General features: G+C 66.8%; 16 protein-coding genes and 1 tRNA gene. 2 read left to right on the top strand and 15 right to left on the bottom strand.

Annotated features, from left to right (window positions below; genetic code table 11):
• Nucleotides 1-10: 10 nt before the first annotated feature.
• The 10 genes from ACX80J_RS11265 to ACX80J_RS11310 all read right to left on the bottom strand — a co-directional run bounded on the left by ACX80J_RS11265 (nucleotide 11) and on the right by ACX80J_RS11310 (nucleotide 14,405).
• Nucleotides 11-949, bottom strand: a complete 939-nt coding sequence (locus tag ACX80J_RS11265) for a glycosyltransferase family 2 protein (protein WP_459347821.1) — start codon at nucleotides 947-949, stop codon at nucleotides 11-13.
• Entirely contained in the window at nucleotides 946-1,368 is a 423-nt protein-coding gene (locus ACX80J_RS11270; RefSeq protein ID WP_459347822.1) for an adenylyltransferase/cytidyltransferase family protein, read from the bottom strand. Before ACX80J_RS11270 ends, ACX80J_RS11265 begins: the two co-directional genes overlap by 4 nt.
• Nucleotides 1,365-2,147 (bottom strand): CDP-alcohol phosphatidyltransferase family protein, encoded by a 783-nt coding sequence (locus ACX80J_RS11275; protein ID WP_459347823.1) that lies wholly within the window; start codon nucleotides 2,145-2,147, stop codon nucleotides 1,365-1,367. The genes ACX80J_RS11270 and ACX80J_RS11275 overlap by 4 nt, the downstream gene beginning before the upstream one ends.
• Before the next feature lie 3 nt (nucleotides 2,148-2,150).
• Nucleotides 2,151-5,036, bottom strand: a complete 2,886-nt coding sequence (locus ACX80J_RS11280; RefSeq protein WP_459347824.1) for a fibrinogen-like YCDxxxxGGGW domain-containing protein — start codon at nucleotides 5,034-5,036, stop codon at nucleotides 2,151-2,153.
• Between the two features lie 17 nt (nucleotides 5,037-5,053).
• Nucleotides 5,054-5,488 carry a hypothetical protein gene (locus ACX80J_RS11285; RefSeq protein WP_459347825.1) on the bottom strand — a complete coding sequence of 145 codons (435 nt, stop codon included), beginning with the start codon at nucleotides 5,486-5,488 and terminating at the stop codon, nucleotides 5,054-5,056.
• A 356-nt stretch (nucleotides 5,489-5,844) separates the two neighbouring features.
• Entirely contained in the window at nucleotides 5,845-7,335 is a 1,491-nt protein-coding gene (locus tag ACX80J_RS11290; RefSeq protein WP_459347826.1) for a sugar transferase, read from the bottom strand.
• 308 nt (nucleotides 7,336-7,643) lie between these two features.
• On the bottom strand, nucleotides 7,644-10,325 hold the full coding sequence (locus ACX80J_RS11295; RefSeq protein ID WP_459347827.1) for a helix-turn-helix transcriptional regulator: 2,682 nt from the start codon (nucleotides 10,323-10,325) through the stop codon (nucleotides 7,644-7,646).
• Entirely contained in the window at nucleotides 10,322-12,955 is a 2,634-nt protein-coding gene (locus ACX80J_RS11300; protein WP_459347828.1) for a LuxR C-terminal-related transcriptional regulator, read from the bottom strand. Before ACX80J_RS11300 ends, ACX80J_RS11295 begins: the two co-directional genes overlap by 4 nt.
• A gap of 203 nt (nucleotides 12,956-13,158) precedes the next feature.
• Nucleotides 13,159-13,740 (bottom strand): aminoacyl-tRNA hydrolase, encoded by a 582-nt coding sequence (gene pth, locus ACX80J_RS11305; RefSeq protein WP_459347829.1) that lies wholly within the window; start codon nucleotides 13,738-13,740, stop codon nucleotides 13,159-13,161.
• 14 nt (nucleotides 13,741-13,754) lie between these two features.
• Nucleotides 13,755-14,405: a 50S ribosomal protein L25/general stress protein Ctc gene (locus ACX80J_RS11310; RefSeq protein ID WP_459347830.1), complete on the bottom strand. Its 651-nt coding sequence runs from the start codon at nucleotides 14,403-14,405 to the stop codon at nucleotides 13,755-13,757.
• A 235-nt stretch (nucleotides 14,406-14,640) separates the two neighbouring features.
• Between ACX80J_RS11310 and ACX80J_RS11315 the strand changes: the two genes are divergently transcribed.
• Nucleotides 14,641-15,138: a VanZ family protein gene (locus ACX80J_RS11315; RefSeq protein WP_459347831.1), complete on the top strand. Its 498-nt coding sequence runs from the start codon at nucleotides 14,641-14,643 to the stop codon at nucleotides 15,136-15,138.
• Nucleotides 15,139-15,635: 497 nt separating this feature from the next.
• Here the strand turns inward: ACX80J_RS11315 and ACX80J_RS11320 are convergent, their stop codons facing one another.
• The 5 genes from ACX80J_RS11320 to ACX80J_RS11340 form a co-directional block, all read right to left on the bottom strand.
• Nucleotides 15,636-18,371: a helix-turn-helix transcriptional regulator gene (locus ACX80J_RS11320; protein ID WP_459347832.1), complete on the bottom strand. Its 2,736-nt coding sequence runs from the start codon at nucleotides 18,369-18,371 to the stop codon at nucleotides 15,636-15,638.
• The gene (locus ACX80J_RS11325; RefSeq protein ID WP_459347833.1) at nucleotides 18,371-20,998 is read right to left on the bottom strand and encodes a helix-turn-helix transcriptional regulator; all 2,628 of its coding nucleotides are present in this window, start codon (nucleotides 20,996-20,998) and stop codon (nucleotides 18,371-18,373) included. The genes ACX80J_RS11320 and ACX80J_RS11325 overlap by 1 nt, the downstream gene beginning before the upstream one ends.
• Nucleotides 20,999-21,373: 375 nt before the next feature.
• On the bottom strand, nucleotides 21,374-22,354 hold the full coding sequence (locus tag ACX80J_RS11330) for a ribose-phosphate diphosphokinase (protein ID WP_459314272.1): 981 nt from the start codon (nucleotides 22,352-22,354) through the stop codon (nucleotides 21,374-21,376).
• Nucleotides 22,351-23,841: a bifunctional UDP-N-acetylglucosamine diphosphorylase/glucosamine-1-phosphate N-acetyltransferase GlmU gene (glmU, locus tag ACX80J_RS11335; protein ID WP_459347919.1), complete on the bottom strand. Its 1,491-nt coding sequence runs from the start codon at nucleotides 23,839-23,841 to the stop codon at nucleotides 22,351-22,353. Before glmU ends, ACX80J_RS11330 begins: the two co-directional genes overlap by 4 nt.
• 103 nt (nucleotides 23,842-23,944) lie before the next feature.
• Nucleotides 23,945-24,016: transfer RNA gene (locus ACX80J_RS11340), tRNA-Gln, on the bottom strand.
• 131 nt (nucleotides 24,017-24,147) lie between these two features.
• On the opposite strand from ACX80J_RS11340, the gene ACX80J_RS11345 reads away from it, so the two are divergent.
• On the top strand, nucleotides 24,148-24,678 hold the full coding sequence (locus ACX80J_RS11345; RefSeq protein WP_459347834.1) for a hypothetical protein: 531 nt from the start codon (nucleotides 24,148-24,150) through the stop codon (nucleotides 24,676-24,678).
• Nucleotides 24,679-24,680 lie beyond the last annotated feature (2 nt).

Here is a 24,680-nt window from a genome sequence, read left to right on the forward strand (position 1 = left end):
GAACGAGCCGTCACAGCCCGTGACCAACCGCCTGGACTGCTTTCAGGAGTCTGGTGGCTGAGACGAGTCCGCTGGCGATCATGAGTGAAGCGTAGGCCCTCGGCTGCACCTTGTCCCGGCTGAGCGCGCTCCGCGCCCATACCCACGCCTCGGAGCGCCGCCCCATGGCAGCGTGCGCGAATGCCACCTGCCCGGCAATACGAGCCGTTCCGTGGGGGCTGTCCGCGAACTCGGGGTACTTCCGGAGTATGTAGGTGAGACCTGCAGCGATCTTTTCCCACTTACCCGAAAATTCTGAACTTCCACTCCACCCGACGATCGTGAGGGGTTCAGGTAGGGCTCGGACCGGTCCGAACCTCGCGGCACGGAGCAGCAATTCATAGTCCTCCCCATACGCCTCGGGAAGGTCTTCATCGACGAGACCGATTCGGCCGGTGAGATCCCTGCGGCGAAACATGATGGAAGACGGGTGAATAGCGGTCACGCGGGATCTCAGGAAATCTGCGAATGTCGTCTCACTGGGTGCCCTGCGGACGGTTACACCTCCGCCGGTCTCGATCGAGATTCCCGTTGCGTGTGCCACAGCGTCCGGAAAGCGTGACCAGTCCTTCACCTGCAATGCGATCTTGGTCCCGGCCCACGCATCATCGTCATCGCAGAAAGCGATGAGTTCGCCTGTCGCCGTGAGGATGCCCGTGTTCCGGGCTCCGGCAAGACCTGGGGTGCGCTGGTTGGCAACCGAGTGAAGCGTTCGCCCGGCTCGATCAACGGCAGAGCGGATGTCCTCGAGGTCCTTCCGGGGGATCCGATCGAAAACGACGACTATCTCCAGCTCTCCGACATACGACTGGTTCGCTGCTGCAAGAATCGCTTTACGAAGAAGCTCGGGTCTCCCGCAGGTCGCTATGACACAGGAGACTTTTGGAAGGTGGAAATCGTCCTGAGTCATGCGACCTCTCCGATACCTTCAATGAAACGCCGCAACATGGTCGATGACGTATGCGCCGTGTAGGGGAAGTACTGCACTGAAACCCCCACCTCGGCCATTTCGCGCTCGAGTTTCGCACCTTTGGCCGTTCCCAGCCAATCATCCCCTTTGAACAGGACATCAAAAGGGGTCGCCGCCCAAGCGATCCGCTTATCGATCGATACGTCGAGTACGACGACGTCGACGAAGCGAATGCCCTCCACGATAGCCATACGTTCGCTCTGCGGAATGACCGGCATACGCCCCTTCATCGAGAAGAGGGACTCGTCCGATGCGACTCCGACCATCAGGACGTCGCATCGCGTACGTGCCGTCTTCAGGATGTTGAGATGACCGACATGAAACATGTCGAAGCCGCCCGGAACATAACCAATAGTCATCGGGTCTCACCTTTCTGAGTTCTCAAGACAGCCAGACCTGCATATTTGCGACGCATCGACACCCCTGTGAAGGCAAGTTGAGCCAAGGCCAGGAATGCATAGGCCGCCGCGAAGAGCGGAGGAAATCCCCACAGTACGAAGACCCAGCACAGTGTTCCCGCATCTACGGGGAGCAGGATCAGGGATCGTCGCGGCGATGCCGGTATCGATCCGACCGCGGGTCCGCCGTGTTGGAGCCGGAGTTGCTCAGCCAGGATCTGCGACATGAAGTGTCCGACAGCACTGAGGCAGAAGATGGTCGGTACGACGAGGAAGGGCGTCCAGCCGAACCGGCCCAGAAGCACCAAAAGCACGGCCAGGTGGACGGCCGGAGTACGGATCGCATCCACGACGTGATCCAGCCATTCGCCGGCGGGCCCACCTGTATGAGTGAGGCGAGCAAGCTGACCGTCAGCAGAGTCAAGCGCGAACCCAAAGGCCAGCATCACGGCGACCGCTATGCCTACTCCCGGCCCTGGTTCTACTGCTGCAAGGATGACGAGACCCGCCAGAGAACTCATGGCGCTCGCAGCGGTGATCATATTCGGAGTCATGTGAAGGACATATCCTGCGGCCGCCAGCGGCCGTGCAAGAGGTCGATTGATCCACCTCATGTATGCGGGAACCCCGTGACCTGGCTTCTGCGCCTGGCGGAGCACGCGCATGGCGTCGGTGAAACTCAATCGGTCGGGCCCATCCGCCGGCCGCTGGCGTTCGGACTTGGTATCGAGATCAACCATCACCTACCCCTCCCCGGCCGGTGCCTGGACGGATGCTGTGAGGGTCGCCGTGGCGCTCAGCTCCATGCTGGTATTCGGTGTGGAGCGGTAATTCGAGTGGACCTCGGTGGTGATCACATTCGGACCATTGGTGAACGCAGCTGCCGGCACAGTCACCTTGACGACCGGCGCCGAGCTTGTGGTCGGCGCTGATGATGCGTAGGTCGAGAAGTTCGGCACGCCAGCAGGCATGTTCGCCCGGGAGACCTCTACCCCGTTGACATAGACGACGATTCCATCGTCTGCCTTCGTCGTGATCGTGACGTCCTGGATCTTCGTGACGTCTGCGATCTGAAATCCCTTGCGGTAGTAGGCCGTCAATGGCTTGGTGCCGGTGAAGGATAGTGGCGTCACAATGCTCGTGTGTCCGAAGCCCAGGGGTGCCGCGCCCCGCAGCCAGGTGGAATCGTCGAACGAGGGCGACTTCCAGTCCACCGCAGGTGCACTGTTCTCGAAGCGATACTTCCACTCCGCCCCATTCTTGATCAGCTCCGCTGATTGGGACGGAACGGGGTCGGGCTCCGCAACAACCACCGGTGGAACCGAGAACGCCGCGGTAGTTGCGGATCGATTGCCGGCAGCATCGACGGCCCGGACGAAGTACTTGGTCCCCTGGGGGGAACTGGGCAGAGTCACCTGGGCTGAAGTACTCATCGCAACGACACGATCGGTCCGCAGGATCTCGTAGCTGGCACCCTGCACACCGGTCCAGGACAGCGTGTCCTTCACGCCGTCGGTGGTTGCCGCGGGATTGCCAGGAACAGCCGGCGCGCTCGAGTCTCTCAGCGAGAACCGCGCGAAGCCACCTGACCACTGCACCTGGCCGTTTGTCCTCTGCGAGCTGATGAAGTCTCCACCGATCCAAACGGCACCTGTGGAATCAGCGAAACTACCCCATGCGCCGATGCCCTTGCGACCGCGAAGTACGGGGGCGAAGTCGGGTACGTACTCACCGCTCCGTGCATCCCAGGCACCGACGAACCCGATCTTGTCGCCTTGAGTCCAGCTCTTGCCGGGATCAGGGTAGGTGAATGCGTTCGAATAGGACCAGTCATCGCAGTGGCATCCGGCAAAAACAACACCGTTGCTTGCCGTCATTGTCTGGAAATCACCACCGCTTCGGGTGATATTGCCGGAGAGCCGAGCGAAACTCGCCGTGTCGAAGGTGAAGAGACTGTGCTGCGAGCCCCCGACCCATACGCGTCCCTCGACCTTTTTGATGGTCTGTTGATAATTCGGTTCGTTGGCATTGCTGCTCGTGAAGGGCCAATCGGCAGCAAGCTCAGCGGGCTGACCAGGAGCAGCTTTGACGGCTGCCACCCGGGTTGCGGTCTGCTGATTGGAGAGACTGAAGTATCCCGCCGCATACATCCTCTGATCATCAGCGGCATCGACGGAGACGACGGTCCCGTTGAACGCGGGGTTCCACGTGGCATCGGGAGTCCCGTTGCTCAGCGACACGCGAGCAGCGCCCCGGGAGTATGCGGGAGAGGTTCTTGTTCCTCCGCTGAGATGCGTGAACGCTCCTCCGAAGTACACGAAGTCCTTGGAAATCGAGACGCTCCGCACCGAAAGGACTCCTCCGGTGAGGCGGTTCTCCATGCGGACCGACCAGGAGGTGCTGAGGGCGCCGGTGACCGGATTCAGCGCCGCTACCCCCGGGGACGGGGTTCCGTTCACCGTGGTGAACTCACCCACCACCAGCAGTAGACCGTTCGGCAGTGCCGCAACCGCTTTGACCTGCCCATTGAGGACCGGCCGGAACGTGGAAACGAACTGCCCACTCTTGACATCGAAACCGGCCACGTACGGTTGCTCGACCCGGCCTTCACCGTTCTCGGATTGCTGGACGTAGCGGAAATTGCCTACGCTGAAGACCGTTGATCCTACTTGGGCAAAGCCCTGCACTTCCGCGTCGAGCTCCGAGGAACGACCGTTGGCCAGGCCAGTGACGCCCCACACTGTCTGTTCTGCTCCGGACTGAGGCAGAACGCGCTGCTCCTCACCAGCAAGCCCCTGGTCCGGTATCGCCGCCCGCACCAGGTTCGACTGGAGAAGCTTCGGCCGCAGGAAGACCTGTGTGAAAGGACGCGGAGAACCGATGGAGGTGTTCTCCGCCCAGATGTAGCTCTGGGAATCACTCGATCCTCGAGCATTTGCGCCGAACGCCCACCCTGCGGCCCGGAACTGACTGTTGATGTAGAACCGGGTGTCGACCCTTTGGAAGGTGTCGTCCTTGCCGAAGGTACTCGTGGCACCACCCGAACCGCTCGATGCGTCGAACGTGAAGCTCCCGATCGGATGTCCCGCGGCCGGCGTCCAGACCCACCGGTCTCTCTTCGCAAACTTGAAACGCGCTTCCTGCCAGGTACTTCCCGTCACATCGGTCGCCCTGCGAAGGCGGACGCCGTCTTCCAGACCATCCACTCGTCCGTTGTCGAGCAGCGCGTCTATTGTTCGGGCCGGGAGTTGAGCCACACGGAAGGCATCGGGGCCGGTGACGATATCCCGAACCGCGGCGCTGCTTCCGATGCCGCTGTACGCCTGCGACCATCCCTCACGGCCTCGTCCGACAAGCACCCAACCTCCCCCGTCGGTCTCCTGGTCACAGTAGAACTGCTGCGGAGCCTTCAGTGCTGGTGTGGATAGCCAGAACACACCGCTCGTCGCCTGAGGGTTCGTCTGCTTGACCTCCCAGCAGGACGCGGCGGCGCTGGTGGGCGAAGTTCCGTCGGTCGTTGGGTCCGCTGCCCCTGCTGAGGTGGCTTGAACCAGGCCGCCGAGAATGAGCGCTCCCGCCAGGGATACTGTCTGGAAGATTCTCGTCTTGCTTCGTCTGTGAGTCGACATAACGGTAGGGCTCTCTGTCAGCAATCGGCGTTGTCGGGGAAATAGTGGTTGACGACGATCCACGCGCCATCGCGCAGCTCGAGGTCGTAGAGGTTGAGGGAGCGCCGCGTTCCGGCAGGTTCTTCCGCCTGAATGATTGCGCCGTTCTCGTCCGAGAGCGAAACCGATGAGGAGTCGATGCATGCCTGGATCTGCAGCGTCTTCTGTCCTGATGAAGGAGCATTCACGACTTCGATCGTCGTGACCTCCGCCTCGCCTTCGAAACTCCACTGGTTGGCAGCCAGTTCATCAACCTGTACCTGCAGTTCCTGAAGGGCGGGGCCGGCAGCCAGGTTCTCAAGCTCGGCTTGCGGGGCGCCTTCAGCGCTGACGACGTTCAGAGCCGCGGTGGCACTGGCAAAATCTTGTATCGCGACCTCGGCCCCGCCCTCATCGGGGAGCGCGGGATTCATAGCGGTTGCCTCGCCGGGCTCCTCATCGGAGACTGCAGGATCAGTAGTGGTCGCATCGGCTGCTGGCCCGCCTGATGGCGGCGCCTCCTGCTCGCCCGAAGGTACAGGACCGGCATTTTCCGAGGGGAGATGCACTTCGTCCGGCTCCTGGGAGCTGGACGGCCCTGTCGCAACCGGTACTGCGGCTTGCACTGATGAGGCGTTCGTGTCCGCGCCCGTGCCGCTGGAAACACCCAGCCAAACGCTGGCCGCTGCTACTGCAGCGGCTACCCCATATCCCCAGCGCCGGCCAGATTTCTTTGTAGACCTCGGCACACCAGGGTCGGGACTGCCGGCGTTCTCAGCTGCATTGCGCATCAGTAAGCTCCTACAGGATTGAGCATCACCTTGAAGGTGCGCCACATGATGATGAAGTCCCCGGTAACCGACCAGTTCTCCACGTAGTAGAGGTCGAGCCGGATGCTTTCCTCCCAGTCGAGATCCGAACGTCCGCTCACCTGCCACAGGCCGGTGAGCCCGGGCTTGATCAGGAGGCGACGGTGTGTGTGCTCCTCGTAGCCGGAGACTTCGCTGACGAGCGGCGGCCGCGGGCCCACGAGGGACATGTCACCGCGCAGGACGTTCCAGAACTGAGGGAGCTCGTCGAGCGAGTACTTCCGTATGATGCGTCCGATCCGGGTGACCCGGGGGTCATCCCGCATCTTGAACAGCACACCATTTCCCTCGTTCTGCTCCTTCAAGAGTTCGAGCTCGTCCTCGGCCGAGGTGACCATGGACCGGAATTTGACCATTCGAAATACGGCCGAGTCCTTGCCTGCCCGCTCCTGGACGAAGAATGCCGGGCCCGGTGTGTCGCGCCGGACGGCGATTACCAGGACGAGGAACAGCGGCGCCAGGATCACCAGTGCGGTGGCTGAGAGAACGATGTCCATGGCCCTCTTCAGGACGTGGCGGCCCCCGGTGAAGTGCGGCAGTTCGACGTGCATGAGGGGCAGTCCCTCGACCGGCCGCATGGTGATGCGCGGACCGGCGACGTTGGTCAGGGCCGACGCGAGGACCAGTTCGGTCGAGGACCCCTCGAGGCGCCACCCGAGCTCCCGGATGTAGGAACTGCCCTTGCGCAGGTGCCCTGCGACGATGACGGCGTCCGCCCCCGTGAGCGCCACGAAGTCCTCGATCTTGCGGAGCCCGCTCACCACGGGGACGACCCGGTCTCCCGTCTGCAGGGCGGCCGGGTTGGTCCTGCCCTCGTAGACGGCGCCGACAACGGTGTAAGCGGCCCCGGAGTTCTTCGCCAGCTGGGCGGCCACGTAGCGAACGTCCGTGGGCCGGCCGACGACCACGACCTTCGAGAGGTAATGCCCGAGCCTGCTCTGGTGCATCAGCCACTGGCGCCATAGCCAACGGCTGGACAGCAGGAGGAGCGTACCGGACGGCAGCGCGAGGACGAGCAGGCCCCGGAAGTGCTCGAGGTCCAGGAGGACGACGGTGACCGCCGCCGCCGCGAAGGTGGCACCGCTCGCGCGGATGACCTTCTTGTACTCGCCGGCCCCTGTGCCGACGAGGCGGGCGTCACGGGTCCGGAAGAGCGACATCATCGTCAGCCAGCCGACCGCCATCGTGCCACCGAGCCCGAGGACATCCGTGAGCGTCTCGACGCCGGCATGGAGTGTCAGGACGTTCACCGCCAGCAGCATGACCCCGACGATGAGCACGGAGTCCGAGGCCAGCAGCGAGACCTGGTAGCGGCGGCGCCACGCGGTGCCCGACAGGGGCGCCGGCTGATGGGCCGCGGCGATCCCCGGGACTGCAGTGAGTCCGCCGAAGGCGCTGTGCATCTGCGTCATGGCGTGCTTCCACGGAAAGCGATGACCATTCCCTGGAGGGGTTCTACCTGAGATAAGCGGCGAATTTTGCACAATGTACGACACATATGTGAGACCCGATTCTTCGGAAATTTCCCCAGCTTTGCCTTCAAAGCTCTTGCGAAAATCCTAGGGAGGGGGTTCCAGCTACACACGAGTAAGACCTACGCGACCGATCCAGCGGGCCTGGATCAGAACTACCTGCGTACCACGCGTAGGCAGTACGTATCGGCACTCGGACTACGCGCGGGCATTACGCAGGGGCACTCGGATTACGTGCTGCGGGCCGATCAGGGCGCCCGCAGGTCCTCTCGGCGGTTGACACCGAGCTTTGCGAAGATCCGGTAGAGGTGGCCTTCCACCGTTCGGACCGAGACGCTCTTGGCGTCCGCGATCTCGCGATTCGAGTACCCCTCGTTCACGAGCGCGACGATCGTGCGCTCCGTCGGGGTGAGGCGGGACGTGGTCATTGCGGGGGATGTCGATGCGAGCGGAAGCGAGACCGGCCCTTCCCGCTGCTCCCCCAGCGTCACCACACGGCGCTGGATCGCACGGGCATGGCGGGTCGAGCCCTGCTCACCCACAAGCTGCAGGACGAGGGACAGGCCGACGAATTCGAAGGCCACGTTCCCGTGCTCACCTGCGACAGTGGCGGCGCGGGCCATCGCATCGGCGTCCTTCGCTTCGGCCGCCACCGCGAAATCCAGTAGGTCCTTCGCTCCTGGGCCCTCGAATCCCTGCAGCACCCTGATGAGGGGGGCGATGGCATCCATGTCGCCGAGCAGGAGGGACAGCCGAAGTGCCGCGACTGCCAGCTCCTTCATCTGGTCCTTCTCGGCCGTCGCGGCAAGAGTGAGCAGGTCGGCGCGCGCACCGGGAAGGTCGCCCAGCAGGGCCGCGGCCGCGGTGGCGAAGATGCGCCCGCCCAGGCGCATCGTGCGCGAGCCCCCCTTCGGCGCCCGCTCGAACTCCTCCACGAGGGCGGATGCGCGGGTGGTGTCGCCGGCAAGCGCGCAGGCGTATGCCCCCAGCCCCAGCAGGAGCGTCGTCACCTGTGTGACGTCGGAATCCCCGAGCGCCTCCAGCGCGAGCAGGAACCTGTCCCGCGCTTCGATGTTCCGGGCGGCCCGCAGCGCGGTGATGCCGTCAGCGACGTCGCCCAACCCCGAGAAGTAGACGATGCTGAACGGATGGGCCTCCGCGTGCGCCTGGATCACGGCCCTGGCATCCGCGCCACGCCCGCTCTGGGACAGCGTGATGAGGTGCCGCGCCACGGCGAACCCACGGTATCCCAGCAGGGCGGGGCCCTCGGCCTCGATGATGTCCAGCGCCATGCCCGAGTAGGTACTGCCCTCCACGGCGCGCCCCATGCTGCCGAGCAGTTCGGCGAGCACGATCATGGCTCCTGCCCGCGTCTCGGGAGTGCCCTGGGGATCGGCGATGATGGCGCGCAGTTCTTCCTCGACGCCGCTGAAGCGCCCCTCGTGAAGGCGGAGGTGGCATTCGAGGATCCGGCAGCCGAGCTGGGACTGCGCAACGCCGTCCGCCGTCACCCGGGAGTCCTCCCGCAGCTGCAGGCGGCTGATGAGCGATCTCCAGCGGTCGACGTCGTCGCGCAGGCCCTGGTCCGAGGCCCGCGACTTCAGCTTGAGTTCGAGGGACAACAGAGTGGCGTCCTTGGCGAGGCGCAGGTCGGTGCAGCGCCGCATCACCTCGTCCACGAGTTCCTGCGCATAGGCGAGCCTGCCCCGACCGCCCTCCGCTCGGGCCACCTCGAGGAGCGCACGCTCGCGAAGCCCCGGGGCGGAGACCGCACGGGCAGCCCGGAGAGCGAGGTCGTGGTACCGGAACCCGTTGGCAAGGACGGCGGCCCTGAGGAGAGCCCTGCCATCGGGAGGAACACCGCAATCGAGTCCCCAGGAGACCGTCCGCAGGAATCCTTCGAGGGACTGCGACCCGGGGTCCAGAACGTCGAGCACTGTTCGGCGGATCATCATGCTGCGGGCTGCAGGTACCTGGCAGCGGAGGACCTCACCGTAGAGAGGATGCTCGAGGGAGACCGGGGCTTCGGGCCCCGGTCCGACGGCGATCAGGCGATCGTCCCTCAACCGTTGCAGGGCGTCGGCATCGACAACCTGCGCGACGGCGTCGAGAGCGATGGGTTCTGCGAGGGAGACGACTTCCAGTGCCTTCAGGTCCGCGGCGCTGCGCAGCCGGAGCTGCGATCGGATGAGGTCGCCGAGCCGGAGATGTACCTTCGGCTGTTCATCGGCAAGACGCCAGACGCCGTTGCGCCGGACGAGGTACCCCTCTCCCGTCAGGCTCTGTTCCAGCAGAGTCCGGAGGAACATGGGATTTCCGCCCGTCGCCAGCGCGAGCGCGCCTGTGGTGCCGGTCAGGACGGGTCCGCCGAGCACCTGGGAACAGAGGGTCGTGACGGCCTCCGTATCCAGCGGTCCGAGGTCGAAGCGCGCCAGGAGGCCGTCCGCGCTCAGATTCCGGAATTCGGCAGGCGCCGTCAGGGTGTGCCGGATCATCAGCAGCACCTTGGCACGACGCGCACTGACGAGCTGGGTCAGGAGGGCGCTGGAACTGTCGTCGAGTTCGTGCGCGTCGTCGATCACCAGCAGGGCCGGGTGCTGCGCACGGCCCGTACCTCCTGGCATCAGGTGCCCCATCATGGCGCGGAGGATCGCGACGGGCGATGCCGCTTCGGGACCGGAGAGCGTGTGGAGATAGGGGGCCAGGGCGCCGAAGGGTATTCTGCGCAGCGAAGCGCCGCCGGTCACGCGGAGCACCGGCGCCGTCCAGCGCAGGTGCTCCACGACCGATCGAGCCACAGCGGTCTTCCCCACTCCGGCCCCGCCGACGATCATGGCGCCGAAGCCGCCCGTGTCGCCGAGAGCGATGACGATTTCCTTGACGAGTGGTGCGCGGCCGACGAGGTCGACGGCCGCTCCCGGCCCGGTCATTGCTGCTGTCCGAAGATGAGCGAGAGTTGCTTACGGCTCGACAGGCCGAGCTTGGACATGACCTGGTGCACGTGCCCCTCCACTGTGCGCGGCGAGATGTGCTCCTTCTGCGCGATCTCCTTGTTCGGTACGCCCTGTGCCACCATGCGTGCGATGGCTCGCTCGCGTTCGCTGAGCAGTTTCCGGCGCACGTGGCGGCGGGCCGGCGTGGAGGTCTTGCGAAGGATCTGCTCGGCATGCACCCGGATCATCGGGTCGTCCGTGTCGGCGAGGTGCTCGATGCTGAGGGCTGCGATGTCGCCCGCGAGGTTGTGGTTCCCGCTGTCGAGCGCACGCCGGGCAGCTTCCTTCAGCGCAGCGGGGTCGCGTGAGGACAGCCCCTTGGCGAAGTCCTCGCCCAGCCGCGCGAACGGACCTTCGGACGCGGCGGCCGTGGCTGCGAGCAGGTCCGCCGCTTCGTGCTGCCCGAGTTGGACAGCCTGGCTGAGGAAGAAGAGCTCGATGCCCCGGTACCCCCGGCTGCCGAGATCCATCGCCCGCTCCAGGAACTCGGCAGGGACGCCGGCCGACGGATCGAGCCAGGCTTCGGTCAGCAGGCGGAAGTACTGCACCGCCTGCCGCAGGTGCCAGGAGTAGCGCTGCCCGGTCAGATCGATGCCGCGCAGGTGGTCCTCCGCTGCATCGGGAGCATCCTCGAGGACCTGGGCGTAGGCCGCGGCGGCTTCGGCAAGCGGAAGGAAGCCGTGCCGGTCCCTGATCCGCAACTGGCTGATGGCGGGAACCAGCTTCTCGAGGGCCGCGCCGCTCCTGCCAAGGTACGCGAGCAGCACGCCCTCTGCGAACTCCGACAGCGATCCGCCGAAGAGATGTTCCGTCGTCGTGTCCCCGTCGATCCCCGCCCGGTCGAGGCTCTCCGACCAGTAGCCCGCGATCAGGAGGACCTCGCACAGGTGAACCGAGGCCGCCTCCCGGTCGAAGGGGCCGGTGGGGGCGTTCGCCAGACGCGCGTCGACGTTCCTGGCGCCGGCGACTGCCTGCTCCTGGGCTCCCATCGTCGCGTGGGCAACGCTCTGGAGACTCCGAATCCTGATGCTCCAGCGCGCGTTGTCGGCGCTCGAGGCGAGTGCTGCGGGGGCGCGCTCGTACACACGGTCGAGCTCCCCCTCGAAGACATGCAACTCCATGCGGAGCACCTCCGCCTTGCCCATCAGGTCGGCGGTGGCCTCGGATGCCGGCTCGTGCCGGAGGCGAACGACGACGTCGTCGAGCAATCCCTCGGCGTCCTGCTCCCGGCCATGTGTACGGGCCCTCCACCGTGCAGCAAGAAGCCGTGCGTCCACCCAGTCCTCCAGCGGGACATCCGGCTTCTGCCCGAGGAGTTCCTCGACCGTTCCGAGGGCATCGGCCACGCGGCCCTCCGTGCAGAGCTGCCGAGCACGTTCGATCAGGACCCTGCCGCCGGTCTCCGTAGCCGGTAGGGCATCGAGGAAGCGTTCGGCGGCGCCGTCGATCCGGTGGTCGTTCGCCAGGCGTGCCAGGACCACGAGTTCCGCTGAGTCGAAGGACCCTCCCCGCTCGAGTGCCCACACGGCGAGGGCGATCCTCCCCTGCACGGGCATCGCGGGGTCGCCGCGAAGCGCGCTCACCGTCGCCAGTGCCTCCCGGCCGCCGGCGGAGAGCAACTGTGCGCGCACCACGTGTGCGAACACCTCGTACGTGAGCCTCACCAGAGGGACACCCGCCTGGTCGAGTGTGACCACGCCGTCGCCCTGCAGGGCGTCGAGCGCCGTCGGGGATACGGCCGTGAGCAGGACGGCCAGGGGCACGCGTCCCGCCACGGCGAGAACCTCGACGACCGCGCGGTCCTCTGCCGGCAGGGCGGCCAGTTCCGCCGCGCTCCAGTCCGCCACCGACCGGCCCGAGTCGGGGCGCGGAGCGTCGCGGGAGACCCAGACACCGTCGCACGGGAACAGGTGGCCGGAGGCTACGGAGGTCTTGGTCGCCATCTGGAGGTACTTCGGGTTTCCCCCGCTGGACGCCCACAGCTCCTGTGCGGCCGATCGGGAGATGGGCGCGCCGAGCGCCGTGGTGAGCAGCTCGGTCGCGTCGTCGAGGGCCAGCGGCTGGATGTCGAACCGCTCGAGGACGCTGTCCTTCCACAGATCGAAGAACTCGCCCGGAGCGCGCAGGAGGTCCTCGCAGGTCACGAGCAGGCGGACCGCGCCGACGCGGGCCAGGTAGGCGATCACCGTGGCGGAGAGTTCGTCGATCTCCTCGACACCGTCGATATGCATGAGGGTGCGACGCTTGGCGGGATTGCCCTCGAACATCCGCTGAAGCGCACCCAGGACCAGGAGCGGGCTGCGCGCGGTGTCCTCGTCGAGTTCCGCCAGCAGCACGTTCAGGGCACCGTACGGGGTGGTGGCGTGGGCCGCTGATCCGCGGAGGTAGATGTGGTCGAAGTGCCGCGACAGCCCGCCGACCACGTGCTGGGCGATCATCGTCTTCCCGATGCCCGACGGTCCCACGAGCACCACGCCGCGGCCGGACTCCTCGGCGAGGACAGCCCTGATGGAAGCGACATCCGGGTCGCGACCGGCGAAGGGCCAGCGTCCGTCGACAACCGTCACAGGGCACGACCGAACATGGTCCTGGTCGGTTGCACAACCGACATCCCCGGCTCGGGACCGGGCCCACGTTTCCAGCTCAGCATGAAGTTCCGCCCCACAGCACTTGTCCTCTGGGGCCCACTTTACAGCCCGGGACTCCCGCTGGCCGGTGGTTCCGGCGGGGACGGGCGCAGTATCAGCACAGGGTTTACGCAGCCGGCGTACTACTTCGAAGCGTGGAAGCGCTGCTGGGCCGCTACGAGTCCCTCGGTGATGAGCTGTTCCACGGCGTCGGCCGCATCGTCGAGCAGGAACGGGAGTTCCTTCTTCTCGACCGTGCCGAAATCCTTCAGCACGAAATCTGCAGGATCCTGGCGACCGGGAGGACGTCCGACGCCCACCCGCACGCGGTAGTAGTCCTTGGTGCCGAGGGCCTTGCTGATGTCCCGCAGCCCGTTGTGGCCGCCTTCTCCCCCGCCGAGCTTGAGCTTGAGGGTGTTGAAGGGGATGTCGATCTCGTCGTGGACAGCGATGACGTGGTCAGGCACCACGTCGTGGAAACGGGCGAGCGTCGAGACAGGGCCACCCGTCGTGTTCATGTAGGTGAGCGGCTTGGCCAGGACCACCCGGGGTCCTCCGATGCCGAGCCGTCCCTCGAGCGTCACGGCCTGGGCCTTCGACGACGTGAACCGGCCGCGGAGGCGGCTGGCGAGAAGGTCCAGCACCATCTGGCCCACGTTGTGGCGGTTGCCGCTGTAGCCGGGCCCGGGATTCCCGAGCCCGGCTACTAGCCAGGTGTCAGACACCGTGCGGAGCCTGCTTACTGCTCGTCGGCGTCGGTGATGACGGCGTCGGCGTCAGCGTCGGCTGCCGTTGCGCCTTCGGAGGCGCCTTCGGTGGAGGCGTCGGACTCGGGAGCCTCGCCGAGGTCCTGCTCGGTCTCGCCGGCGAGGTTGACGATCAGGGTGTCCGCATCCACGAGGAGGAGGACGCCCGCGGGCAGCACGATGTCGGAGGCGTGGACGTGCTGTCCGACCTCGCGGCCTTCGATGCTGACCGTGAGGGTCTCGGGAAGAGCGGTGGCGTCGGCCTCGACGAGAACCGTGTTGGCCTCGAGGTTGGCGACGACGTCCGCGGCAGGCTCGCCCTCGACGTGGATGGCGACGTCGACCTGGACCTTCTCGCCGCGGCGAACGGTCAGGAGGTCGAGGTGCTCGACGATCTGCTTGAGGGGGTTGCGCTGGATGTCCTTGACGAGGGCAAGGTGGTTCTCACCCTCGATGTCCAGCGTGAGCAGGGCGTTGGGGGTGCGGACTGCCAGCGTGGTGGCCTTCGCGGGCAGCAGGACGTGGATGGGGTCTGCACCGTGGCCGTAGACGACGGCGGGGATCATGCTGGCGCGGCGGGCCTGGCGGGCCGAGCCCTTGCCGAACTCGGTGCGGACGTGTGCTGCAAGCTTCTGCTCGGACATGGTTTCTCCTGGACGTTGCGGCTCGGCGCTGTCTGCGTGAGCACTGGGACGTTGCCGGGGCGGAAGGAACACGCACGTGGGAGCAGTCGTCTAGAAACCAGTTGAGTCGCTAGCCACCGTCGATCACGGAGTACGGCCGGAATTCCTGCAATCCGGCCCGCTCCCTCGCCTAGGCATCGCGTTCAATGGTACAGGATCGCGCGTCACCGGCTGTCCCCCGGCGGGATCGGCGATAATGGGAGCAACCCCTCAGCCGTCCGGCCCGTTCCTCGAAGGATCTCCCCTGAGCACTGCGCCGCTACCCTCCCGCCGGTACAAGACCGTGACCGCGGGCCTGTGCGCCGCCTGGCTGGTCGCCGTCGCGTTCATCGTCCTGTGGCCGACCCCGGTGGACCACAACGCAGCCGGCATCCTGCGGCGCGGGCTGGGATTCCTGCACCGGCACGGCTTTCCCTCGTTCATCACGTACAACGTCGTGGAGTTCACGTCCAACGTCCTGATGTTCGTCCCGTTCGGCCTGTTCTGGTTCATCCTCGCCCCGTATCGCTGGCGGTGGTGGGGCGTCGCGGCGGGATGTGCCCTCTCCATCCTCATCGAGGCCACGCAGCTCGTTCTGCTTCCGCAGCGCTTCGCCACGCCGTACGACGTACTTGCCAACACCCTTGGCGCGCTGACCGGTGCGGCGCTCGGGTGGGCGCACCTGCAGCTGCGGGGACGCCACCGCGCCCGGTAATTCACACTTTGTTAACACCACACGGGCATCGGTGCGCTCGGCCTGGGCGCCGGCAGCATCGTCGTATCCCGCCGCCGCGCAGGCGCCGGAGCACAACTCCCGCACATCAACGAACGAAGCGGACAGGCCCTACCCGGCCTGTCCGCTTCGTTCGTTCAAGCGGGCCGGCCGGACCGACGGGCGGCACGTTAAAGCGGATCGGCCCCCCGTCATTGGGGGGCCGATCCGCTCACCGATGCTCCCTGGCACCTCTCGAGGTGTCGCCGAAGCGAGTATGAGGGTCGGCGACGGCTGGGGACGAAGTCCTGGTCTCAAGAGAACTCCTACGCCGCCGACCCAGAACATGGGCCGTAGATGGTGTCCGGATCTCCGGTTGCGCCATCTTCGACTGAAACAACTCTAGGCGGATGAGGGGAGGCCATCACGAGTAATCCAGACCCAAATCAAATCGGGAACTACTCAGATAAACCCCGGGATTACCTATCCGGACGGCCCTGCTACGTACCGCGCAACAGTGGTTCGAGTTCGGCCGCAAGCTCCTCGCGCCGACCTATTCCCAGCTTGACGTAGATGCGGTAAAGGTGCCCCTCGACCGTCCGGGTGGAGACGGTCAGGCTCCGCGCGATCTCCTTGTTGGACAGTCCCCGCAGGGCCAGCAGGGCGATCTCCCGTTCCCGCGAGGTGAGCGGCGACGCACCCTCGAGTTCGACGGGCTCCACGAGCAGGCCGCCGTCGATCATGCCACGGCGTCGGCGGACGACGGCGGCAAGCGCGCGCTGCGACCTCGCATCCCCCAGTTCGGCATATGCTTCCATCGCCCGGCGACAGGCATCGGTTGCGAGCAGGTATTTCTGGAACAACTCGGCGCGATCACCTGCTTCGGCCAGGGCGGCGGCATCATGGGAGACCAGCGCGGAGGCGTAGGCATGCAGGACGTCCGCCTCCGCTCCCTCGAGCGTCCCGGACACGCGCGCCAACAGCTCCGGGGACTGCTCGTTGCCGAGTGCCGTCGCGAGTTCGAGGATGTCCTTCTCGCAGCTGAACCACCCGTTGCCGTGGGCCTCGGCGGCATACTCGAGGAGGGCCGACTCCCTGGCACCCTTGAGGAGGAGTGTCTGGGCGGCGTCGTCGAATGCCCTCCCAAGCAGTGAGTACTGTCGGCTCCCCCGATGCTGGATGTGCGCCAGCTCCGCCGAACAGAGGGCCACGAGATCCGGTTGGCCCAGGGCAGCTGCAGCCCAGGCGGTGACACCGAGGGCATAGGGCAGGAGGGCGTCCTGGTCGGAGACGCGCAGGGAAGCCAGGGCGGGACGAAGTTTTCCCAGGCCGCTGGAGAATTGCCCGCGGCGGATGTCGGTCGCGGCGTCCAGGACCGCGAGGCTGCCACTGATGAACGAGTAGTCACGACCCTCCCCCGGCGCGTACTCGTCCACGGTCTGTTGGGCCGCCAGGAAATCCCCGCTGTGCACGAGCAGGCTCACGTGGCGGAAGAACACCAGCCGATGCAGGTCCAGCATCGGCTGCGCGTTCGACTCCGCGAGAGTCAGGGCGGTCGCGGAGTGCTGCCGCCCCTCGGAGCTCCGCCCGAGCGCACTGAGTGCTTCGGCCAGGAAGGCATGTGCCAGGACCATCACGCGCTGGCTGCTGCTGCCGGCCGCGACGAGTGGGCGGAGTGCCTCGACCGTCTCGCCGTAGCGCCCGATGAGGTTCCAGCCGAATCCCTGCGTGACGACACGGTGCTGCTCACTCGTGGGCAGGTCTTCGGCGAAAGCACTGCCGTAAATCGTGCCCCGCCCGGAATCTTCCGCCTCAGAGGAGGTCGAGGAATCGGAGGGAACCGGCTCCAGGGCGTTCAGCGCGTCGGACCAACGGGCTACGATGTCCTCCGTCCCCGCGACGTCCTCGCCAGCGGCGAGCAGCTGCCTCACCTCGAGGACACCCGCAGCGGAGATCAGGCCCGGAGTCCCGCCCTGCTCCAGGAGCCCCTTCGACAGGTTCCGCGACTCCTCGAGTCGGGACAGTGTGAACAGGGCATTCGCCCGGTTCACCCGCGCTCCCGTCGCGAGCCATTCCGCCCGCACTGCGCTCGCGAGCCTCAGTGCCGATCGGGGATCCAGGAGGGTCAGCGCCAGACCGGCCAGTTCGAGCAGCTGTTCGTCCGCCACCGGTTCGCCACAGTCCAGGCTCCACAGCGCGTGCCGGATCTGTGCCCTCGGCGGAAGGGGCAGCAAATGGCTCTTCGACCGTAATTCCCGGTGGAGTGCGTTACTGCGGCCCACCGGGATCAGCTTGCGCGCGATGCGGCCGTACAGGTCGTGCATGTGGATGGCGAACGCTGGATTATCGGGCGCACTCTGGATGAGCGCCTCGGAGAGCAGCGCGAACACGGCCTCCTCGCTGCTCACGCTCACCAGGTCCGCGAAGGCGACCACCTCGCCCAGGGCGAGCACATCGAACGCCTTCCGCTGGAGGTCGTCCAGTTCCAACGTGACGGCGCGCACCAGATCGACCAGTGCGGCCGGCACATTGAGCTCGCCATCGGCCAGGGTCCAGACGCCCTCGGGCTTGGTCAGGCTCCCGTTCATCAACGCCTCGTCGAGGATCGCCTTGAGGAACAGCGGGTTCCCGGAGGCCTCGTCGCACAGGCGGTCACTCGCCCCCCGGACGATGCCTGCCCCGAGTACCTGCGTGCACAGTTCCCGCGCGTCCACGTAGCCCAGCGGTGCGACGTCGTACCTCTCGAGCAGGCCGTCGCGGCACAGTGACACGAGTTCGTCGGACACCGGTGTGACGGACCGGGAGAACACGGCAAGCCGGACGGTCCGCGACGTGACGAGCTGGGCCAGCAGGTGGCTGCTGTCGTCATCGAGCAGGTGCGCGTCGTCGACGATGACGAGGATCGGGCGTCCGTTGGCCCGCCCGCGGAGGAACGACATCACCATGCGGAGGACGGACAGCGGTGAGGCCATGTCCTCCGCCGTCGCGTCCGTCAGGAACGGGCCGAGAGCGCCGTACGGGATGGCACCGAGGGCGGAAGCCGGTGTCACGAGGAACGGGGCGAACTGACCCTGCAGGCGTTTGAGGAGGTGCCGCGCCAAGACGCTCTTGCCCGTGCCGGTGTCCCCATACACGAAGGCGCCGTACACATCGTCCTGTCCGAGCGTCTCCTCGATGGCCGAGAGCAGCGTGCTCCGGCCGACAAGCGGAACATCACCGGACAGTGCGGAGAACATCAGAAGTCGCTCTCCGCCGGAACGACTTCAGCGAGTTCAGTCCGGGTACTGACGCTGAGCTTCGAGTACACCTGGTACAGATGGCCTTCCACCGTGCGGACGGACACGAACAGCTTCTCGGCGATCGTCCGGTTGCTGCTGCCGGCTGCAGCCATGGTCGCGACCTCACGCTCGCGGGCGGTGAGGAGGTCGAGGCTCACAGCGGCGGCGCTCGCCTGTGGTGCGTCGGGTAGCAGTTCCTTCAGCCGTCGCTGGACGATCCGCAACCCCGACCGGTCCTGGTTGCGGGTGGTGGCATTGATACCGGACTGTGCGATGTCCGCCACGAGACGGTAGTCGCCGGAGGCGGCGGCGCACTCCATCGCATCGATCAGCAGCCCGACGTCGGAGTGCAGGAGCGCCTGTGAGTACAAGGTGCAGGCCCGTGCCAGCGGTCCCTGCAACGAGGCGGCAAGCACCCCGAGGTCCGCAACAGCTTCCTGGCGCCCGAGGCGCACCGCGGCGGCCAGGCTCACGAGGGCCCAGATGCTCGCCCCATCCTGCAGGTCGTTCGAGGCGCGCTCCTGCAACCTGCGTGCAGCCTCCGCGCGGTTCTCGGTACGGGCCGACGCCAGGAGCTGGTAGTGCCGCGCTGCACGGCGCACCACCCATGAGTTCCCGCGGCCCGGCTCGGACAACGGAAGGTACGCAATCACGTGCTCCAGGGGACTGGCGAGCGCATGGCAATAGGTGAGCGCAGCTCCTGCGAGCGGCAGGATCCCGTGCGGATCAGTGACGCGCAACTGCTCGACCACCGGTTCCAGGACCTTCACGGCGTCACGGGCACGGCCGAGCCCGACCATCATCAGGCCTTCGGACAGCTGGGTGAGCGAGCCCCGCCTGAACGACCACCGGTCGGAGGAACGCCGGATCGACTCCAGGAGCTCAGCCACCTCGCTCCAGCCGCCCGTCAGCAGGAACGCGGTCTCGACGCGGAGCAGCGCAGCATCCGCGACCCGGTAGGACACGTCGGGATGCGCCAGCCGGCGTACCAGCGATTGCGCCAGGTCATGGCCCGCCGGCCGCTGGTCCACCGTGGCCTGCGCTTCGAGGAGCAGTGACTGGACGACGACCTGGAATTCGCGGTCCTCGCGGTCTGCGGACGCGGACGCGTCGGTCTCCACGTGGCCCGGCAGGGTCTCCAGGTTGTCGCGGTAGCGTCCTTCGAAGGATGCCAGTTCCGCCCGCGCGAGGAACACCCGGCAACCGAGCCGGTCCAGTTCCGCCACTGCCTGCTCATCCGCCTGCGCTTCACGCTGCCAGCCGGCCAGCCTCTCCGCAGCCTCGGTGAGCGGTTCGGCCGCATCGGCGGGCGGGCGCAGTCGCCGCACCCGGGACTCCTCGATCTTGTAGAGGGTCCATGCCGAAGGGTCGAGCCGGTCCTCCACCGTGGCAAGGACCGCGAGGTGGGCCGTGGCAGCCTCGAGGTCGCCCTGGCCGAGGGCGGCCACGACCGCCTGGTACGCCAGGCGGTGCGAGCCGGAACCCGCGCCCAGCGCGGCGATGAGTTCCGCTGCCCGGGCGTAGTGGCCGTCGTCGTTCAGGGCAGTGGCAGCCGCCACGGCCTGATCCTCGTCCACAGGAAGTGCGGCCCGCAGCCACCACGCCACCAGGCGGGCGGGATCGGCTGCGATCTGCCGCGACGCTGCCGGAAGCCCCTGAAGGTGCTGGTACAGGTCCAGAGCCTCTGCGGTGCCGATGGCCTGGGCCACGGCGACCGACAGCCCGGGCGTCGCGAGACGTACCCGGGGCTCCGCTTCGGAGTCGACGACGAGGATGCCGGCGTCCTGCAGTGTGTCGAGGTCGGCAGGGTCGGCACGCCGTGCGAGGTCGAACCAGTCCAGCGCCCCTGCGAGGGCTACCAGGTTCACGATGCTCCGCTGGTCGGGCGTGAGCGCGAGGAGCAGCGGCGAGTTGCCGACGACTTCCCGTCCGGCGCCCAGCCGGTCCGGCAGGAGTACCCAGGCCTCTCCGCGCCGCGCAAGGGTACCGCGTTGCACGAAGCCCTTGAGAGCGGCGCGGGTTGCCGGCAGGTTGCCCCCGCCGACGGCCCACAGTGCCTCGACGCATTCCCTGCTCGCCGGAGCGCCGAGCTCCGATTCGACGAAGAGCGCGGTGTCCGCGAAGGTGAAGGGGCGTAGGTCGAAACGCCGGAGGGAGCCGTTGCGCCACAGCGTCATGAACGCCGGATCTGCCTTCGCGAAGTCGGTGACCGTCAGGATCACGGACGCCACGTTTCCCGCGACGAGCTGTCCGATCAGCGCGGACGACGACCTGTCCAGGTGCTCGGCGTTGTCGACGGCGAAGACCACGCGCCGTCCGCCGGCCTCCGTCTGGAGGTGGGTGCGCACGGCGCCGAACACGAGCGCCGGGTGCATGACCGTGCCGGACAGTTCCGAGAGCAGGAAACTCAGGGCCCGGAAGGGGAAGGGCTCGGCAGAGTGCAGCCCGCGGACATGGATGAGATAGGTGTCCCCGAGGAACCGCTGCACGTGCTGCAGCACGGCGGTCTTCCCGGCCCCATGCGCACCCACTACGACGGCGCCGGCCGAGCCGGGCTCCCGAACCGCACGCTGTAGACCCTTCATCTCCTCCGCACGCCCGATGAAGGGTCCGTGTACCGGCGACTGGTCGGGCCGGGGAGCCGCCACCCGCAAGGACTGGGCAGCGGGCGGTAGTGGGTGGGACTGGACGAGATTGTGAGACCGCATGAAAGTCAGCTTCTTCCCAGCTTGTGACAGGTTTCTGGAAGTCAGCCTAGGAAGGGAAACGTGACGCGGCACGAGTGGCGGCTACGGAATCGTCAGGTCTTTTACTTGATTCTCCTACGTGGCGCCGGTCCGTACTACTCGTTTTTGGGTGCTCTGTACTCGGCGGGGGCGAGGCCCGTAGGGAGTATCCCTCGTGCTCAGGCGCCCGGCCGCCCCACGTAGCGGAGGCCGAGTATTGACGGGAACAGCATCTCAGGCGTTGCCGTCGAACAGGCTCGTCACCGATCCGTCGTCGAATACCTCGCGGATCGCACGGGCGATCAGCGGTGCGATCGAAAGGACCGTGAGCTGCGGGAAGCGCTTCTCGGATGGTATCGGCAGAGTATTCGTCACCACAACTTCACGGGCGCCCGACTCCGCGAGGCGCCGGGATGCGGGTTCCGAGAAGACTGCGTGCGTCGCGGCGATGATGACATCCTTGGCGCCGGCGTTCTTCAGCACCTGCACCGCACCGGAGATCGTCCCGCCCGTGTCGATCATGTCGTCGATGAGCACGCAGGTGCGCCCCTCGATCTGCCCGACGACCTGCTTGGACACCGCCTGGTTGGGAACCGTGAGGTCACGGCTCTTGTGCACGAAGGCCAGGGGCGCACCACCGAGGCGCTCCGCCCACTGTTCGGCCACCCGTACGCGCCCTGTATCAGGGGACACGACCGTGACGTTGTCCGCGTCGACCCGGGTGCGGATGTAGTCCGCGAGCAGCGGGATCGCCATGAGGTGGTCCACGGGTCCGTCGAAGAAGCCCTGGATCTGCGACGTGTGGAGGTCCACCGACATCAGGCGGTTGGCGCCCGCGGTCTTGTAGAGGTCCGCGACGAGACGGGCCGAGATCGGCTCGCGGCCGCGGCCCTTCTTGTCCTGGCGTGCGTAGGGGTAGAACGGCGAGACCACCGTGATGCGCTTCGCCGACGCCCTCTTCAGGGAGTCGACCATGATGAGCTGCTCCATGAGCCAGTTGTTCAGGGGGGCCGGGTGCGCCTGGATGACAAAGACATCGGTGCCGCGGACGCTCTCACCCGACCGTACGTAGATCTCCCCGTTCGCGAAGTCGTACGCCGACACCGGGAGGAGTTCGGTACCGAGCCAGGAGGCGATCTCCTCGGCGAGTTCGGGGTGCGCACGCCCTGAGGCGAGCACCAGTTTCTTTTCGCCGTGCGCCGTGATCTCGCTCATGACTGACCGCTTTCCTGTGGTTCCTGGAGTTCTGCTGGAGGGGTTTCCGGTGTGCTGTCAGCCGCTGCCTCGGCTGACGCGGTGCCTGGCCGCTTTGCGGCGGTCCACCCGGCGATGTTGCGCTGCGGAGCGACACTGAGGCCGAGGGCCCCGGCAGGGAGGTCCTGGCGGATGACGGCCCCGGCGCCCGTGTACGCGCCGTCACCGACGGAGACCGGCGCGACGAAGACGGTGTTGGAGCTCGTCCTGACGTGGGAGCCGATGATCGTACGGTGCTTGTTCACGCCGTCGTAGTTGGCAGTGATGTTTCCGCAGCCGATGTTCGTGTATTCGCCGATCTCCGCATCGCCGGCGTACCCGAGGTGCGACAGCTTGGAACCGCGACCGATGGTCACGTTCTTCGTCTCGTAGAACGCGCCGATCTTCCCGTCCTCGCCCAGGACCGTTCCGGGACGCAGGTAGGTGAAGGGGCCGACACTCGCACCGGCCCCGATGCGCGCACCGCTTCCGTGTGTACGGACCACCTGCGCGCCTTCGCCGATGACGACGTCCGTCAGCGTGGTGTCGGGACCGACAACGGCATCGCGGGCGATGACGGTGGCGCCGTGCAGCTGGGTCCCGGGCAGCACGGTGACGTCCTCGTCGAGCTCGACCGATGCGTCGATCCACGTCGAGGCGGGGTCGAGGACGGTGACGCCCGCGCGCATCCAGCGCTCGAGGATCCTGCGGTTGAGTTCCGCGCCGAGGTGGGCGAGCTGCACCCGGTCATTGGCGCCCTCGACCTGCCAGCGATCCTCCACCAGGAGGCCGGCGACGCGTCCGCCGTCGGCGCGGGCGATACCGAGGACGTCGGTGAGGTAGAGCTCGCCCTGGGCGTTGCTGGCATCGATCCGGCCCAGCGCGGTGCGCAGGACCGCCGCGTCGAAGGCGTAGATCCCGGAGTTGACCTCGCGGATGGCCCGCTGGCCCTCGTCTGCATCCTTGTGCTCGACGATACCGAGGACCGTGCCGTCCCCGGCCCGGACTATGCGCCCGTACCCCGTCGCGTCGTCGAGTTCGGCGGTGAGGACGGTGACGGCATTGCCGGCCCGGGTGTGGGCTTCGACGAGGCCCCTCAACGTGGACGCTTCAAGCAGGGGGACGTCCCCGTAGGTGACGACGACCGTGCCCTCGATGGTCCCGCCCGTCGCGTCGAGCGCGTCGAGGGCCACCTGGACGGCCCGGCCGGTGCCGGGGATCTCGTCCTGGTCGACGAGCACAGCCTCGGGATCGATCGCGGCGACGTGGCCCGCGACGAGTTCGCGCTCATGCCGGACGACGACGGCGAGCTCACGGGGAGCGATGCCCCTCGCTGCCGCGAGTGCGTGTCCGACCATCGAGCGTCCACCGAGGGTGTGGAGGATCTTGGGGGTACGGGACTTCATCCGCGTGCCGGCACCAGCAGCGAGGACGATGACCGCCGCCGGATGGATCTGCTGGGACGTCATCGTGGTCTCTTCGCTCTGGGGGCTCACGAAGCGGGCACTCCTACCTGTGGTCTCGTGGCCGGCCCCGCGTCCAAGGGGGAACACGTCGCCGGGGCTTGCGCCGTTCCGCCCATAGGATTCGAACCTATACTCCACAGCTCCAAAGGCTGGGGTGCTGCCGTTACACCAGGGCGGACCATGCAGCAGCAGCACCTCCGATGAGGAGCACCCGCGCACGGTTATCCAGTTTGCCACGGAGTTCCGACCGCAGCGACTTTGCGGAGCCGGCGATTGAAGCCCGTCGGCAGCGGGGGCTACATTACGAGCATGCGTCCTACCCGGCCGGAGATGTCCAACGCCGTTCCGCCGCCCATCGTCAGGGAGCGCAGGCCTCCCCCGTTGCTCCGCGTCGCCGGCGGCCTGTGGCTCCTCGGCGTGGTGGCCGGAGCCGTCTCGCTCGTCACCGCGTTCCTGGACCGCGAAGCGCACCTCGACGGTCTCCGGGAGACTGCGCTCACCCTCGACAGCCAGCTGGACGCTGCCCGGGTGGACGAGGTCGTCTCGATCGCCCTGTGGGGAACGATGGCCGCATTCGCGCTCGTCCTGCTGGTCGAAGCGCTGCTGGTCGAGCCACTGCTCCGGGGCCAGGGCTGGGCCCGTTGGGCGCTCCTCGGAACGGTGGTCCTCGATGCCGGCGCCGTGCTGCTGGTGCTGGCGTTCCTCGGCAACGACTCCCCTGGGTTCCAACCGGTTCCGCACCTTGCCGTGGCCCAGCTGCTGCTCGCCGTCATGGCCCTGGTCCTGACCCTGCTTCCGCCCGCTTCGCGCTGGTTCAGGGAGCGGCGTCTCCGGCGCTGATG

The organism is Arthrobacter rhamnosi (assembly GCF_054510975.1).

Coding starts and splice junctions, on each gene's coding strand:
- ACX80J_RS11330 (WP_459314272.1), bottom strand. CDS start 22,354: ATGAGCGAGATCACGGCGCACGGCGAAAAGAAACTGGTGCTCGCCTCA.
- ACX80J_RS11325 (WP_459347833.1), bottom strand. CDS start 20,998: ATGAAGGGTCTACAGCGTGCGGTTCGGGAGCCCGGCTCGGCCGGCGCC.
- ACX80J_RS11310 (WP_459347830.1), bottom strand. CDS start 14,405: ATGTCCGAGCAGAAGCTTGCAGCACACGTCCGCACCGAGTTCGGCAAG.
- ACX80J_RS11270 (WP_459347822.1), bottom strand. CDS start 1,368: ATGACTATTGGTTATGTTCCGGGCGGCTTCGACATGTTTCATGTCGGT.
- ACX80J_RS11280 (WP_459347824.1), bottom strand. CDS start 5,036: ATGTCGACTCACAGACGAAGCAAGACGAGAATCTTCCAGACAGTATCC.
- ACX80J_RS11315 (WP_459347831.1), top strand. CDS start 14,641: ATGGGAGCAACCCCTCAGCCGTCCGGCCCGTTCCTCGAAGGATCTCCC.
- ACX80J_RS11345 (WP_459347834.1), top strand. CDS start 24,148: ATGCGTCCTACCCGGCCGGAGATGTCCAACGCCGTTCCGCCGCCCATC.
- ACX80J_RS11275 (WP_459347823.1), bottom strand. CDS start 2,147: ATGGTTGATCTCGATACCAAGTCCGAACGCCAGCGGCCGGCGGATGGG.
- ACX80J_RS11320 (WP_459347832.1), bottom strand. CDS start 18,371: ATGTTCTCCGCACTGTCCGGTGATGTTCCGCTTGTCGGCCGGAGCACG.
- ACX80J_RS11295 (WP_459347827.1), bottom strand. CDS start 10,325: ATGACCGGGCCGGGAGCGGCCGTCGACCTCGTCGGCCGCGCACCACTC.
- ACX80J_RS11285 (WP_459347825.1), bottom strand. CDS start 5,488: ATGAATCCCGCGCTCCCCGATGAGGGCGGGGCCGAGGTCGCGATACAA.
- glmU (WP_459347919.1), bottom strand. CDS start 23,841: ATGACGTCCCAGCAGATCCATCCGGCGGCGGTCATCGTCCTCGCTGCT.
- ACX80J_RS11265 (WP_459347821.1), bottom strand. CDS start 949: ATGACTCAGGACGATTTCCACCTTCCAAAAGTCTCCTGTGTCATAGCG.
- ACX80J_RS11290 (WP_459347826.1), bottom strand. CDS start 7,335: ATGACGCAGATGCACAGCGCCTTCGGCGGACTCACTGCAGTCCCGGGG.